The 16,369-nt window shown below is 58.4% G+C and carries 6 protein-coding genes; all 6 read right to left on the bottom strand.

Annotated features, from left to right (window positions below):
• Nucleotides 1-109 precede the first annotated feature (109 nt).
• The gene (locus tag HF945_RS01820) at nucleotides 110-1,282 is read right to left on the bottom strand and encodes an ATP phosphoribosyltransferase regulatory subunit (RefSeq protein ID WP_290524087.1); all 1,173 of its coding nucleotides are present in this window, start codon (nucleotides 1,280-1,282) and stop codon (nucleotides 110-112) included.
• Nucleotides 1,283-1,349: 67 nt separating this feature from the next.
• Nucleotides 1,350-1,523 (bottom strand): DUF2065 domain-containing protein, encoded by a 174-nt coding sequence (locus HF945_RS01815; RefSeq protein ID WP_290524086.1) that lies wholly within the window; start codon nucleotides 1,521-1,523, stop codon nucleotides 1,350-1,352.
• Nucleotides 1,524-1,641: 118 nt separating this feature from the next.
• Nucleotides 1,642-6,444 carry a CshA/CshB family fibrillar adhesin-related protein gene (locus tag HF945_RS01810; RefSeq protein ID WP_290524085.1) on the bottom strand — a complete coding sequence of 1,601 codons (4,803 nt, stop codon included), beginning with the start codon at nucleotides 6,442-6,444 and terminating at the stop codon, nucleotides 1,642-1,644.
• A gap of 2 nt (nucleotides 6,445-6,446) precedes the next feature.
• A complete protein-coding gene (locus HF945_RS01805) occupies nucleotides 6,447-9,323 on the bottom strand; it encodes a hypothetical protein (RefSeq protein ID WP_290525376.1) in 2,877 nt (958 codons plus the stop codon).
• 19 nt (nucleotides 9,324-9,342) lie between these two features.
• Nucleotides 9,343-9,954, bottom strand: a complete 612-nt coding sequence (locus tag HF945_RS01800; protein ID WP_290524084.1) for an OmpA family protein — start codon at nucleotides 9,952-9,954, stop codon at nucleotides 9,343-9,345.
• Nucleotides 9,951-16,214, bottom strand: a complete 6,264-nt coding sequence (locus HF945_RS01795; protein WP_290524083.1) for a hypothetical protein — start codon at nucleotides 16,212-16,214, stop codon at nucleotides 9,951-9,953. The genes HF945_RS01800 and HF945_RS01795 overlap by 4 nt, the downstream gene beginning before the upstream one ends.
• Nucleotides 16,215-16,369: the final 155 nt, after the last annotated feature.

The following is a 16,369-nucleotide window of genomic DNA, read 5'->3' as shown; positions in this document are numbered from 1 at the left end:
CACGCTTCACGCGACACGCTTTACCGTAGGCAGAGGACTGGCCGTAACCCGTCTCCGCCACCATCACAACGGCGGAGATGGGCTGGCGCCCATTTCCGCCCTTCGAATTCTATAAGTCCTGAATGATCCAGCCGTTATCGGCTTGCACCAGCTTGCGCTGGCAGCCGAGTACTTGCGGGTCGTTGTCTGCGCCAGGCAGGGCCAGCACCACCCGCTCCCCACGCTCACGCAGAGCCGCCACACTGGCGGCAAAACCGGCATCACGCAAGGAGCCTTCGGCAAGAATACCGCCAGCGACATCGGTTACCAGCTGTGCTGCCAGCATCTTCAGATCGGCACTGAAACCGGTGGCGGGACGGGCTCGGCCAAACACCTCACCGATGTGATCATAACGCCCGCCCTTGGCCAACGGTTCACTCTCACCAGGCAGGTAGGCGGCGAACACACTGCCGGTGTGGTAGTGATAACCACGCAGTTCACCCAGATCCAGATGCAGATTGATGCCTTTTGCGCTGAGCACGTCGACCAGTTCACTCAACTCGGTGAGCGCGTCCAGTGCCGCCGGGAAATTGCTCAGCAGTGTGCGCGCCTGCTCCAGCACCGCAGCCCCACCGGCCAGCCAGGGCAATGCCAGCAAGGCCTCGCCGGCCTTGGCGGGCAGATCGCGCTCGCCGACAAAGGTCTCCAACTCTACCCGCGCCTTGCGTACGTAGATGTCTTCCAGCCGGTACTGATCGGCTTCGCTGAACTCACAGGCTTCCACCAGACCACGGAACAGGCCCACATGGCCCAGATCCAGCACAACATCCTGATCGAGACCGGAAAGCTTGAGGGTTTCGAGCAACAGGGAGATCACTTCCAGATCGCTGTCCACGCCGGCATGACCAAACAGCTCCACGCCGATCTGATAAGGCAGACGGGTGCCGCCGGCCACCGCGGGACGGGTACGCAACGCGCTGGAGCAATAGCACAGACGGGTGGGCGCATTCTGGCGAAGGCTGTGCGCATCCATACGCGCCACCTGGGGAGTGATGTCAGCACGCACTCCCATCAGACGGCCGGTGAGCTGATCGGTGATCTTGAAGGTTTCCCGTTCCAGATCCCGACCTGCGCCGTTGAGCAGGGACTCGAGAAACTCGATCAGCGGCGGGAATACCAGTTCATACCCCCACTGCTGATACAGATCCAGTGTACGGCGGCGCAGCTGTTCGATTGCGCGGGCCCGGCCGGGGAGAACCTCTTCTACCCCGTCGGGCAGCAGCCACTGTGCTTCCTGATTCATTCGTTCACCATGTTCGGGTGTTGAAAAGACGGTTGCCCGTCTTTCCGCTTCGCCGTGAGGCCAGATCCTACAGACCTGCCAACAGGCCGGCGCCAAGCAACATCAGCACCAGCCCAACAATTCTCAATGTCCGTCCGGGCATTCCCGCCACCTGCAACGCGGCCGCACGGGCGCGCTCGGGAGCCAGAAAAAGAGGAATGCCTTCAATGACCAACACCAGGCACAGAGCCTTGATCAACAAGGAAAAATCCATCATTCCTGCCAGACAACAGCCACAAAAAAACCGGGAGCGTTGCCCCCGGTTGCGGCATTCTACCACGGACTTACTGCATCAGGTAGGTTGCTGCCGGGCTGCCGGATCAGGGGCTCACCCGCACGTGATAGACCACCGCTCCCCGGTTTCCCGGGAGCAGCTGGCCACTGAACAACCACTGCAGCGCCCCCTCGTAGCCGCTGCCATTGCTACCATCCGGGGTGGTCAGGTTGCAGCCGCCCAGATCCGCGGGCAAGGGTGACGGGCAGGCCGCCGCCTCGCTGAGACGGGTGAATGCCGGCGTGCTGTCGTTGATCGTCACGTCAGTGAGCGCCCGCACCCCCTGATTGGAAAAGGCCAGACGGTAGCGCAGCACATCGCCGGGTGAAGCCTGATTGGCGGTCCCGCCCACACTGTCCACATCGTCTGCGGTATCCGGCAAACCATCCGGCCCCAGGTTGCGTACCGTTTTCTCCAGGACCAGCTTGCCCACGGTCAGCCGGGTGGTGTCCAGCACCTGCACACTGGACTGCAGGGCCGTGCCGGCAAAGGTCTGAGTCGCCAACAGTGGGCGGCTGTGCAGCGCCTCCAGCGGCGCATCCGCCGGGGCGAACACCTTCATCAGCAGACAGAGGCTGTCCCCCGCCTGAATGCTGACGCCTGACACCGGCAGGGCCTCGTCCTCTGCGGACAATTCGCCGTCACAGTCGCCATCGCGATACAGGGTATCAGTCCAGGCGGGTGTAGCCGGCGAGGTCTGTGCCGCCCCCAGCGTGAAGTCCACTGTACCGGCTGTACGCGCCGCAAAACGGTGGCTGTACAGCAGGCTGTTACCGGCATCCACCACACCCTGGCGATCAGGCTCCAGCACCGGCAAGCCCGCGTCCCCGAACAGGATATTGCCCCAATCCACACCACTGGGCTGAACCTGGAGGACCATGATGTCATCGTCAGCAGCACTGGTGAGGATACCGGCGCCACCGTCCCCCGGGTTTTCGCTCACTGAGCGAAAGCCGTTGGCGGTCTGCGCCATCAGGCAGGCGGACTTGCCCACGTCTGCCAGTACCGGTACCAACTGCCAGCCCCCGTCCCCATCTGTGCGGGTTTCTGAAAGAATCGTGTCCGCGTCAGAACAGATACCGTCGTTGTCGGCATCGTGGTAGAGCACCACCCGCTGCCCGGCCAGGCCAGGCTCGGCGCTGCCTTTCAGCCCATCATGGGCCGTAGCCCCCACGCCGTTATCTTCGAAGACCCAGCCGGACAGGATGCCACCGGTGTTGCCGGAGGAAATGGTGACCTTGTAATCCTCGACTTCACCATCAAAGACCACCTGACCGCCTGCGGGCACATCCGCGGTGCTGGACAGCCGGAACCGGGAATAGGTATCACCAACGAAGGCACCCGGCGGCACAAACAGGTTCAGCTCGATGATCCCCGGACTGCTGTTGGCGTCCTGGGCATCATTATCGCGCACGTTCAGGGCCACCTGTTCACTGGCATCGTCAAAATCATTATCCCGGTTCCAGTCGATCCAGCCCTGCACATAGTTCCCTCCCACCACGTCTTCGGTAAGGGTCACCGTGATCGTGGCGCCCGACCCGGGAATCAACGGCGGGAAACTGACCCCGTCTTCTTCCGGACCATCCGCGTCTGCATTGGCCGAGTTCTGGTCCGCGTCTTCCGGGTCAGGCCCGATGCTGCCCAAATAGGGCGCCGCGGGCTGCAAGGTGGCCACAGTCAGCGTGTTGACGTTGGTGTCAGTGGTCGGCTTGCTGCCACCGGTTGCGTCCCGACGCGACACATGCCCGCCACTTTGGGGGTAGCCACCGGCGATATCGCCATGATCCACCTGCAGGAACACCCCAAAGCCCACCGCCTGGGTACCGCCACCATCCACGATGTGAGCGGTCTGGGTAGCATCTTCCGTCAACGCCAACAGCGCACCGGTACCTGCACCAGGGGCGGTGGTCAGCACCAGCCTGCGTGCCGCATTCTCAAAACGGGCCAGCAGGTCAGACTGTGGATCAACGGAGAAGATCTCCCAGGGCTCACCATCCGTTTCCCAGGTGAGACTCTCGTTTTCATCCGTGTCTTCCACATCAGCGGCAATGATGTCCGCGGGCACTCTCTGCCCATTCAGATAAACTTCCCAGCGAATATCAAAGGCTGGCGCTGTACCGCTGGGACTGGACAGACCAATCGGGTTCACCCCCTGGTACAGGTCATCGAAGCGGTCACCACCCCAGCTTCCACTGTTGTAGATATTCAACTGGCTGGTGAGGTTATCCACCGTGGCACGAATTTCGACGGGACCAAATTGCCAGCTCTTGCGCACCAGCTCACCGGGCTGGTAGTTGGTCTTGCTGCCACAGTTCCAGTCCAGCCAGTAAACCGCATCCCGAAAGCCACCGCTGCCCCCGGTGGCAATACCGCCACCAGTGGCATCCGACCCCTGGGGACAAAACACCACCTCACGGGTATTGATCAGGTAATCTTCCACCTCACCATCATCAGCGCCGTCATAGGCATCCAAGTCTGCTGTGGTGGACCAACGGAAACGGGCGATCACATCATTGGCGTTTTGCGCCTGCGCGGACGGCGGCACCACCAACTCGATCAGGCCGTCGTCATCCTCATCCTGAACGTTCTCGGCAATCTGCTCGTCAGCATCATCAAAATCACCATCACGGTTCCAGTCGATCCAGGCCTGCAGGTACCCGTCATCACCATTTACCGTCACCTGAATGGGATCCACCCCCGGCAGGCTGGGCAGGAAAACGACACCGTCATCCAGGCTATCGGCTGCTGCAGAGGCATTGTCATAGCCGGTCACATCCTCTGTGATGCCTGCCCCCAGGCGAACAGTGTCGTCGATGATGTGGGAAGGGTTCCCGTAGCTGGCAGGGGCGTCGCCATAATCCAGTAGCACCTGTTCCGGGGCATCGATAACACAGACGCGCTGAAGATTGTTGGATCCCCCAGTGGAAGCCGTCCAGCCGAAGAACACATTGGGGTCACCGTTAAAATCCACATTGATCAGGTCGCGCTGAAATGTCGATACCACTGCACCGTCAAAACGGTATTCCAGCGTCTGGGTAGCCGGGTTCCAGGAAAGCGCCACCGTATGCCAGTCACCATCCTCAATGTTTCCCAGATCTACCACTGAAGAGAAGACATTGCCGCCGCCAGTGTTATCCGTGTAATTCACCGGGTCGTAAATGGCGGTATGGTCGTTGGCAATATCGCCATAGGATGAACCGTTATTCCAGGTATCAAATTCAACGGCAATCGCCGGGTCCAGCCCACCCACACCCAAGGCACCGCCGAATACACCGGTAGCATTACTGCCCGCAGGATCACGTTGAAACGCGAAAGCGATCCCGTCAGCGCCATTGGCATCCTTGGTGCCCAAGTTGACAGAAAATTCCACCGTAAATGCCGCCAGCAAGCTGATGCGGTTCTGGGACCAGGCGGCGCCTGCCTGATTACCCGTTGCCGGCGTCAGGGTGATCACATTACTGGCACTGCGACTGGCAGAGCCAATCAGTGTCAGGCTGTTACTTACCTCTGCACTACAGGTCTGGGTAACCACCTCAACCTGATAATCCTCGACCTCACCATCATCCCCACTCACGTCAACACCCGGGTTGGCAGAGCGGGTAAACTTGAAACGGGCAAAGGTCGATCCTTCCGCGGCACCGCCGGGGACCGTGATATTGACAGGCGTGACCGACACAAAGCTTTGAGAATTCGCGCCGGAGGCAGTCTCACCATTGTTGGTAACCTGTTGATTGGTTATGACTCGCTCACCGGCATCGTCAAAATCACCATCGCGGTTCCAGTCAAACCAGCCATTGAGATACCCAGAGCCAAAAGTGGTAACCGAAAGCTCACTTTGCTGACCGGGGAACAGCGAGGTGCCACTCAGTGTATTCCCGCTGATCATCACTGCTGCCTCGTCGTCGTATTTCAGTGGCGAGGCGCCTCCGTCATTGTCATCACCCAACGCAGTGTTGCCGGGTTGGTTGGCCGCATCATGATCTGCCACCAAACCGCGCCCCAAACCTAAAGCAGTGGTCACATTCTGGCGTCCGGCCCCGTAACTGGAGGGCGCATCACCATAATCCAGGTTACCATCAACCACGTCTTCAAAGTCGTTGACCCTGAATGACAGGTAAGACACTCGGCGGGCTGTACTCGTATTGGGGGCATTGCCGTAGGCATTGTTGTTTTGCACCCTGACGGTGGCGGAGGATGTCTCCGCGAACACCACACTGGCCCGACACTCCGGCTGTGAATTGGTTGCACCATCATCACAGTTATCATCACGGCCCCGGATACGTGTGTTATAGCTTCCCGTGCCCGTCGTGGTGACCGTTGTCTGGGTATTGGTAGACACATAGGACCGGGTTGTCGGTCCGGTGGTAAAGTACATGTCATCCGTGTCTGTCTGGGTATTGTCACTGTTGCGGTCCAGATCAAAACCGGTGACCACCATGCGATCCACGGTGACCGGCGTGGTGGTCCCTTGGGCCACCAGAGTCAGTCGCAAATCTGCATAAGCGATATTCTCGCCACTATCCTTGTCTCGCAGGCTGACAAACAACACGCCACTGTCCACACCCACACACTGAAAAGAACCAGCCTGCTCGTTATCTTCCTGGATCACTTCCACCAGCAAATCCAGAGCCTGGCCACCGTAAGAGGTATTGGTCCCAAAGCGATAACTGGCAAGGGCACAATCGCTGCCACCGATGACCGTTCGGGTTCCGTCCAAAGCAACACTCACGGCGTGGGCCGGAGCGCTCACCAGACAGCCCCCTACCACCAACACCAGGCTCAACATCTGCATGGCCAGCTGTCTCATCATCAGCTTGCCTTTGTTTTTGTTGGGATCTTTGGTTGTCATCGTTACTCTACCCTCAGACCAAAGATCAGCACCGCCTGCTGACCGCTCCTCAACTCACCGATGTTGACCGATACATCACCGGTTGCATTGTCACCCGGCGCTACCACATCACCCGCACAGTCTCCGGCAGGCGAAGAGCAGCGGGTTGCCGCACCCAGCATGCTGGTATAGGGCTGGGTTCGGTCATTGATGGTTACCTCATACATGCTCTGCGACCCGGTATTTGTGGCCGTCAAACGGTAGATAACGCACTGCTCCCCCGGGGTCGCCTGAAACGAGGTATAAACAAAACAGCCATCCGCGGAACAACTGCCGGGTCCATCAGGCACGCCATCGCAGTTGCCATCCAGCGCCTGTTCTTTGGTGATGGCCACATCCGTATTGTTAACCGTGGTGGTATCGGTGGCCTGATCAGAAACGGTCTGGGCCGCGCCGTCAGCCGTAACAGTAAGGGTTTTGATATTGACGATACCGAAAGCAGCATTGGCAGGAGCAAACACACGGGCAAACACGGAAATGCTTTCCCCAACGCCAAGCACGCCGTCACTGCCTGCCGTCTGCAATGTCGTCCCGTCAATGATCAGGATATCATCCGGATCCCACTGACCATTGTCATTACTGTCCTCATACAGTGTCACTGACCAGCCGTTATCAACCGCCGCAGCCGGGGAGGCTGACAGCAGCACATTGGACAAATCCACATTACCGGTATTGGTCAACTGATGGCTGTATGTGGTGCTTGCTCCAGGAGCCACCTGTCCCACCTGATCGGGTTGCAACGATAGCGCCGGGCCAGCCACGACGGTAACCGCATCCTGTTTGATATCGCTGACACCACTGGTCGGGGACAACACACGTAGATAGAGGGGGACAGTCTGGTCCCCAGACTCGATATCGGGCACCTTGACCTGAACACACATCAGTCTCTGCCCACCGGCAGGCACTAGTCCGGAATTGGTTAGCGCCGGACCGAGGCTGCTGCAATCGCCACTGCCACCATCACGATGCCAGGCCACCTGCCATTGTGCCGGAAGCTGCCCCGGGGTGAAGTTGCTGCTGCTCACCTGAAGCTCGTAGGTGTCCTGGCGAGCACCGGTGTTATTGATATAGACCACAAACGCCCCCTGCGCCCCAGGCGCAATGGACAGGGTCCGAACCGGGGTTGCTTCTGGACCTGCCCCCTCACCCGGCGCACTACCATTGGCAGGCTGATCATTGGTCAGATCCACATTGTTGGCAGTAATGGCCAGCAGGATATCGCTGATCGCATTGCTGATACTGGCATCGCTCACCGAGCGGGCTATCTTGGTTACGGCGAACGGCCCTCCCACCACATCCGGAGGGAGTATCACACGCAGGATGACCCGCACACCGCAAGCGCCATTAACCGTATCGGTGACGAACCGCGCCGGGCACTGACCCGTTACCGCATCGGGCAATGGGATAGGGCCAGTGTCCGCGACGCCATTACCATCGGTGTCTACCAATGGCGTAGCACCATCCGCCTTGTAGAGCTGAAAAACCGAATTCGCCGGGAAAGGATTAACCAGCGCATTGCCCTGACGGTCGTTTGCGCTATCCACCAGAATATCAAAACTGTCTTCGCCGTCACCGGTATTCCAGATGAAATTGTCGAACGCCACGGTTCCCCCCTGGCCTACCGCAGCAACCTCAACCCGGTTGCCCGTGTCGGAAATATCGTCGCTACCGGTGACACTGTCAGAGGTATCATTGTTCGCCACTACCGCCGGCTGAAGCGCGCGGCCGATGATCCGATAGCTGACGGAGTTGGTACTGAAGGGGGAAGGCGAGCCAAACACCGTATCGCCGGGCTGGTTGGAATAGCGGAAACGTGCGGTATTGCGCACCCGGTCGCCTGCGGCAATACCGCTATCGATCATGACATCAAAGGTCAGGATGCCGATACCACCCGGTGGCAACTGCTGCACCTCGGCACGAACTCGGTCATGACAATCCGGATTCGTGGCGTCCTCGTCATAGGCACAATAATCCATCAGATCGGGAGCACTGCCCTGACTGCCATCTTCACCATCGTCGGTCAGTACCGTACTTCCTGTCTGGCTCCAGCGGGCCGAACCCGCCACGTAAGTCATGCCGCCGGCCACGCCATCCACCGTCACGGTGGGAAGAATATCCTCAATAACGATATCCGTTGCCGCCTGGTCAGACGCATTCCGATATTCCAGCGTCACCGTAATCGGTCCAGCAGGGGAGCGCCCTTCCCGTTCGCTCAGAGATTTAACCACCTCAATAACGGGGCCATTAACAACATCCGCTTCATCTGTATTGGTGGCAACAATGGCATTGTCCTCATGACTGCTGGCCAGAACCCGCAGAGAGGGCTGCTGGCCTGCTACTACGGCATTGGACAATTCCGCTTCAATCACCAGCGAGAAGGTTTCATCGGCAATCAGCGTTCGCGTCAATGAATCCCAACAGGCGTCAGCATCAGATTGATTAAACAGGGCACCACCCACATCAGGCTGACCGTCACCATCCTCATCCCTGTACACCGTCCAGGAGACAAAGTCGCTGCTGATGGTGTCGAGGCAGAATTGATACTGGTCCGGCCCATTACCGGTATTGGTCAGTACGTGAGAGAAATAGACATAGCCCCCCGGCACAGCCGGTTTACCCTGATCACTAATCAGCTCCAGGCCGGGCACATTGCGAATTACGGTCTGTACAAGGTTGGAGGTGACGCGCTGCGCCTCAGCCTGCTCGGTACATCCATCATCAAGACAGGCACGGTAACTGGCCGATGCCTGGTTCTTGATCAGGGTGCCCGCTGCCGGCGTAGCGGCCTGGGCCAAAGCCCCAGCCATCACCAGACAAACAAGCAGACAACGTTGCAACATATTCACCCCGGACCTCCTGTCACTTCACCGGTGCAGGGGCGACAAACTCGTCACCACCGCTGTTGGTAAAGTCGGTACGCATGACCAGCGGCCGCCCCCCGGAATCCAGAGGCATCAGTTCCACACGACGATTCACAATACGTTCATTGGTGGAACTGCCTGCCAGCAGAGGGGCTCCTTCGCCAAGATAGGTGGCCTTGATTCGGCTAGCGCTGATGCCAGCCTCTTCCAAGTACGCCACCACACTGTTCATTCTTTTTATCGACAAAGCCTGATTTAGCTCATCATTGCCTTTCTGATCGGTGTAAGCCTGAACGCTGATTTGCAATGCCTCGTAGCGCTGCAGGACCGCAATATTGCTATCCAGTCGGGTTTTCTCGCTGTCTTTCAAATCGGCCATATCGAAGCCGAAATACACCGCAGGCTCCCAAACCTGACTCTCTGTTGCACCCGCCTCCACCATTCCATTACCGGTGGTAGCAATCCCGGTAACCATTACCATGCCAGTGTTGGTTACCCGAGCTTCTACCGGACACAATTCATCGTACTGAGCGTACAGGGATTCGGTGGTGGCACAACCACTAAGCCCCGCCAGCAACAGCACTGCCAATAGCGCCTTGATTCTTCTCATCGCGCATCTCCCATATAGCTACGCTGTCCGGCAGCCTTGCTGCCCAGCCAGCCCAGATCATCTTCATCAAACTTGTATTCCAGCCCCACATATACCCCTTCAGCGTTATAGCCTTCCGGGTCCAGATCATCATCACGGAAGCCCTGGAAGTTATAGCCAACGCCCATTCGCAGATTGCGACGGATCAGGGCATTCACGGTAAAGCCGTAGCTGAAGCGGCGCTCGGCCACACCTTCTGTGGTGATCGCCCCAGCATGCAGGTCCAGATCAAAGCGACGGGTCATGTCCCAGATGATGCGACCATCCGCCACATAAGCATCTGTATGCACATCCAACGCACCCAGCTCCGTCTCCTGCCACTTGCCACCGACACGGCCTGAGAAAATCCAGTCATCATGGGGCTGGAAGTTATGGTGCGTAGAGAACAGGTGCACAGTGCGGTCGGTGCCAGCGGCACCGCCCCATTCTTCTTTCCACTTGTACATGAACAGCATGTGGTGTCGGTTGTCACGACGTGGGCGGCGGGCCAGCCCCAGCGTAACGATGTTATCGCCCTCCTTGGGATCTGCATCGAAGTACTGAAGACGCAGATCATCACGAACCACACCTGACCAGTCCGTATTCAGACGCCAGATATTGGCCGCACTCAAACCGTAATACTCGCGATCATCTCCGAAGCGGGTTTCCACCCGGGCAAGGGTACGACGGTTCTGGTTACGGCGGTCTTCCGCACCAATGGACAAGGCCGTGGAGTCCTGGCTGGAGCTACCTTCGAGAGCCTGAATCCATTCAAAGGTAGGGCTCACCGTCAAGCCCGGCTCGATCTCGATATCCGACTTCACACCGTTGGCCGCCGCCACATCTTCGCCACTGACCGCGCCACGCAGACGGTACTCGGAGTAGACATCCGTGTTACGTGTCACGGCAGAACGCACCCCGGTGGTGAATTGCTGAGTCTCCACATCATCATCCAGGGTGTTAATTCCATTCAGGCTGTTGATGATTTCGTAACGGCTATACAGGCTGGTTTTCTCGGTCAGTTGCATATCTGCATCCGCTGCGATGCGACGGCGTCCTGAGTCCTGGAAGGCCTGTTCGTATTCACCACCTATCTGGAAAGGCTTGCCCAGCAGCGTAAAACCACGATCCGCACCGAGGATATAGGTCCCGAAACGCTCGGTATCCTGCGCGTCTTTCTGTTCGATACCCCGCACCCCGCCTCGCAATGCGGTGGCACCGATCCGCTTTTCGGCGATGGCGCCCAGGCTATTCTGCTCATCTGACGCATCCAGTTGTCTGGAGCGAATACCTTCGACTTCGACAGAGAAATCGTTGGTGATCATCTGTTCATGGCCCAGGCGCATTTCTTCACGGGCTTCGCTAATGCCTGCCGCAGGGTTGTCAAACCCGCTTTCAGCACGGGCCCAGCGCAACTCGGTACGCGAACCATCGACCCACAAACGTTCACCATTAATGCTGTAGGCGCGCCCTTCCGGCGTCCCATCTTCATGTTCCATGGTACCGGTGGAAACATTCACCCGCGTATTTTCATCTACCTTGTACTGTGCTGACAGACTGGTGAGATCATAACCGTCGGTATCGTGATCATCCTGGGTACGGCTTACGCCAACCTGCAACTGGTCAGTCAGATCGTAGTTGAGGCGAGCCCCCAACACGCTGTACTCCTCTGCGTCACCTTCCACGTTGTAGTTAACGCGGACGTACACCGGATTCAGGTTTTCATCGCGCGTCGGAATCACATCATGGAAACGGATATCGCCGGTGAAGTAGTTCACCGAATAATCCACGTAACGCGTCAGCGGCGTCGTCTCAACCACCAGCCCGGGGTTATTACGATCGCGAACGATGATTTCCACGGTTTCACTGTCACGGGCAGGGTTATTGCTCAACGTGAAAAGCAGTGCCGTACCGTTGCCGGGAATTTCTTCCGTAACCTGCTCCATTTCCGGACGGGCAGCAAACAGCTGGAAACGGGCGCGGCCGTTGTCATAGATGCCATTCAGGCCGGTCAAAGTACGCTGTGTACGGCCCAGGTCGTAGAATTCATAACCCGGATCCGTGAGGTAATCCCCCCACATCAGGCTGCTTCGGTCTTTTTCGATTTTGGCGTACAGCTTGCTGCGGCTGCGTGCATCGTAACCCCGCACAGAGGCATCACCCGGGATCGGATAATAATCCGCAGGATTCAGGTCACGACGTACTTCGTCTTCGGTATCCAGATCCTTGTCGGTATCGTAGGCCAGCGTCAGGTGAGCATCGCCACGCACCTGCCCCTTCATGAATACGGCGGCACGGCCATCAACGCCGTCGTCAAACTCATCCGCCACATCCGCAGGCGCATTGCCGTTGTCACGCAATCCTCCTGCGCGGCTTTGCACCTGCAGAAAACCGGTGGCCAGCAAGGGACGCAGCGGCGCAATCTGCTCAATCTGGATGCTGTCACTGAAACGGTCGAGGCTTGCGCGGATACGCACCGGCCCGGTGTATTCGGTGCTGCGTAAATGCACCAGGGCGCGACCATCAACCAGCTTCACCTGATGCCCGGGGGTATCGCTCTGCAGGTCATCTTCCAGCCACTGACCACGATCGGTTTCCACAGTAACGAAGTGATTGCCAACCGCCGGATTGCCCGCAGCATCGTTGAGCCGAATCCGAATGCCCAGAGTGGATCGGCCGCCATCGGCTGGTAGGGTATCGGCTTCCGATTCAACCGTAATGGAGGTCGGCGCAGCCGGACGGATGAAGGTGCCTTCTGCCATGACCCGGGTGTTACCGAACATGTCTTTAGTGGTCACGGTGAGGGTGTTCTCGCCCTCGGCGAGCTGCACCCCGTACCAGGTAGCCACCTGTGCCCGTTCGCGCTTGTTCACGACCTGCTCGCCCAGCTGGGTTTTCGCAACAGGTTTGCCATTCACGTTCAAGATCGGATCGACCCCGGCACGCACCACCACCTGGAAACGACCATCACGGCTCACTTGTCCACGGGGCCACAGCCAAGCGCCCTGCTCAGCCTGCTCACGGGTAATGGTGGCAGCGGCTTCCCTGGTCTCCACCATGGCCGCTTCAGGCGTCTGCTCATCAACCAGCCGGGTCGTCCCGGTTTCCGCGCCGCTGACACGGGAGACCTGGTCCCAGGCTTCATTGAGGGAATCATCCCCAGTTTGGGTGTACACACCACTGCCCAGGTCACCGCTACCATCCGCCTGGCGAATGATCGGGTTGGTGGTCTGCTGGCGCAGCGGATCAAAACGGGCCGCTTCATCCAGCATCCAGTCACCGTTCATGGACGCATTACGCTGCTTGAGCTGTTCTGCCAGCGCCTCAGCCTGGTCACCAGAAGGGCAGGATGCAGCAAAGTCCGCACGGTGGTATTCACCGGAACGCAGATCCACAAACCGGCTTTCCGGATCCGCCGCATGACGATTATCAATGGGTTTGAGCTTGAGTCCGGCAGGCAAGGTCAGCGGGTCAATCTTGATGGTGTGCAGCCCGGGCTCCAGACCATAAATGCTGTATTGGCCGTTTTCGTCAGTGATCACCCAGGTGCCATCCTGCATGTACAGCTTGACGCCACCGATGGGCCACTCACCGTCGTTCTGCAGGTTATTACAATCCGCATCCACATAGACCTTACCGAACAGCATGGCCTTGTCGGAGAGCACCCCTTCGTTACGGATTTTGACTTCGACCTGGTCTTCATTGGAGCGATAGGTCGCGCCGGAAAGCGTATTTGCCTGCGCCGTCGCCCGGTTGATGCCATTGCTGTCTACGGCTCCCGCACTAAGACGCAATCCGTAATGCAGCGTAATGGTGTTGCCCGGCTGCAACGGCAGTGCATCCACATTGCCACTGGCCAGCAAACGTTCAATCCGGAATGTCAGCTGGGGGCCCGGACGACCGGCTGGCTCAGGCATTTCCACACGTCTGCCATTCACTTCCAGCCAGGCACTGTCATTGATGTAGCGAAACCCGTACGGCAACGAGTCGAATACCCGACCCGCATACAATTCATCGGTATGGTTATTGGTAATATCGATACTGTAGGCCACCACATCGCCCACGGACGCGCTGTCTTTTTCTACCCGTTTGTCGATAACCAGATTGCCAGCATTGAGCCCTGCCCCGGGATCAACCGGAATATTGACAAACACATTGGCGGTACCGAGCAGGAAGGCACCATTATTGCTCCCTGCCACTCGTGCAGCCATGCGGCCAACCGGCGCCTGATACCCTTCGATTCCGTAGGAACTGTCATTGACGTCAGGGTAGAAAGCGCCCGCGGCGGCAGGCGCCACTTCTGACGGGAAGGTGTAACCCGCAGGCGGAATGACATCCAGGTAGTAACAATGCCCAGGGGTTGCAAAAGGGTACTGATAATCCCCCAACTTGGTGGTGTTATCGGCATTGGAGGTATTGGTGTTTTCACCATCCAGCGATTCCCCGGTATAGGGATCAGTACCGACTTCGTAATCGCTCTCGGCCAGGTCCGCACAGGAGCCTGCCCCACTGGCAGACAAGGTTTGCCGGGACTGATAGAGAATGACCCGCGCGCCCCCAACGGGATTCCCATTGGTGGAGTCAAACACGGTACCGGCCGGATCCACCGCCGCGATGTCACTGATTACTTCATAGGTTTCGATGGTACCGCCCGCACCGTATACCGGCAGGGTATAGCGGGCGGTCAAGGTATCACGCTGAGTACTGTTCAACACACAGGCATTGGTCAGCGCATCGAGCGTCGTCGTTTCGCCATCATACTGACTCACATCTTGCTGACTGGCATAAGAGGGGCACAGCCGGTTATTCCCTCTTTCCTCTTCACTGAGAACGATGGGGAAAATGCTGCGGAATTCGCCGGTATTGGCGCCGGTTTCCACCATCACCACCCTTACCGAGTCCCCCGTCAGCCGGGACTCCACGGTGACGATGACCAATTGCTGACCATTGGGGGTCTGCTGCAGAAAATCACGTTGGGTTTGCGATTGATTCAGTTGCGATGCCGTCAGGCGGATATAAACACCATCGTGCAGCACTTCATGGCTGGCTTCAGGCAACAGGCGATAGATATCGGCGGCTTCAAAATCGCCATCATTACTCAGATCCGGGGTGCCCTCGTTGCGCACAACTGCCGGTGTCGGGCGCTCAAACAGGATGGCCGGTCTGACAGAACCGCCCATCGTGTTACAGACCGTATTACTCTCAAAATCCGCCAGGCCATCGCCCTCCAGGTCCACATGGGCCTGGTTGAAAATACGGGTACCGGCGGTGGTGCCGGCAGTCACAGACACCCCGAAGGTGTAACTGCCACTCTCGTTCCTTTCGAGTGTCTCTGCCGGCATCAACATCGCAAACCGATCTACCGCCTCATCGGTATCCCATTGGGCGTAACTGATCCACTGATCTTCTGCGTCACCGGCACGGTGGACGAGCGGGAAAGACTGAACCGGAGACACATTGCTCACACTGGAGGGGCGCAGGGTCACGTTCCCGGGAATTTCATCCTCCACCAGCACGCCCTGGTAGGGCACGCCATTTACCAACACGGTACGCGCCTGCGGCGCAGTACTGCCGTTATTGGTAAAGGAAATCCGATAGTCCAGATTCTGGCCTGCCTGCAACGGCGCCTCACAGCTCTGGCTGGCTGATTTCGTAATATTCAGGAATGCCCCGCGGGAGACCGTAACCACATCCTGGCGGGTATCACCGATGGTATTGTCCTCAAGAGAAACGGCGCTCACCTCAAGCCGCAACCGATCATCCGCATTCTGACCCGCCGGAACACTTCCGGTTACCACCAGAGCCACGCTTTCACCCGGCTTCAGCTCGGCAGTTTCAAGCAGCTCCGGTTCACCGGGGTCTGCCTGGCCGTTACCGTTGACATCCTGATAAACGACGAGGTTCAGCAGGTCGCCCTCATCGCCGGTCAAATTACTTGCGTTGATGGCGTAACGGTCAGCCACGTTACCGGTGTTGCTGATGACGTGTGGCAAGTTGACCGGCTGACCGGGCGCCACAGTCGCCAGGTTATCGTTATCCAGAGCGACGGCCCGCAACGGAGCGACCACCACTTGAGACAGGTTGGAACGCATGACGATGACTTCGCCATTGACCGGATCGAAATAGCTGACCTCGGCCTGATTGCGCAGCACCGTGCCTGCCTCGGTGGCAGCAACGACCACACCGCTGGCTATCGCCAGCAGCGTCATCGCTACCATTGTCCACACGAGTCTGTTTTTCACGGTGTTGTCGTCGTTCCCTGCTCGGCCCGAACCCCCAGGCCAGATGGCTGTTGCGTTGTTCCCCAGTCCCCACTTGAGGGCTTTCCCAAAGACAGCTCCGCTGCCCTTGGGAAAGCCCCCCTCTCCCGGAGGAGAGAGGGGCCCCCTGGGAGGGG

The organism is Alcanivorax sp. (assembly GCF_017794965.1).
GTDB lineage: Bacteria > Pseudomonadota > Gammaproteobacteria > Pseudomonadales > Alcanivoracaceae > Alcanivorax.
Note: the sequence above shows the minus strand (reverse complement) of the source record. Positions and strands in the feature narration are given on the sequence as shown.

Excerpts from the sequence above, each read along its gene's own strand:
- HF945_RS01820 (WP_290524087.1), bottom strand. The coding sequence starts at position 1,282 with ATGAATCAGGAAGCACAGTGGCTGCTGCCCGACGGGGTAGAAGAGGTT.
- HF945_RS01810 (WP_290524085.1), bottom strand. The coding sequence starts at position 6,444 with ATGACAACCAAAGATCCCAACAAAAACAAAGGCAAGCTGATGATGAGA.
- HF945_RS01805 (WP_290525376.1), bottom strand. The coding sequence starts at position 9,323 with ATGTTGCAACGTTGTCTGCTTGTTTGTCTGGTGATGGCTGGGGCTTTG.
- HF945_RS01800 (WP_290524084.1), bottom strand. The coding sequence starts at position 9,954 with ATGAGAAGAATCAAGGCGCTATTGGCAGTGCTGTTGCTGGCGGGGCTT.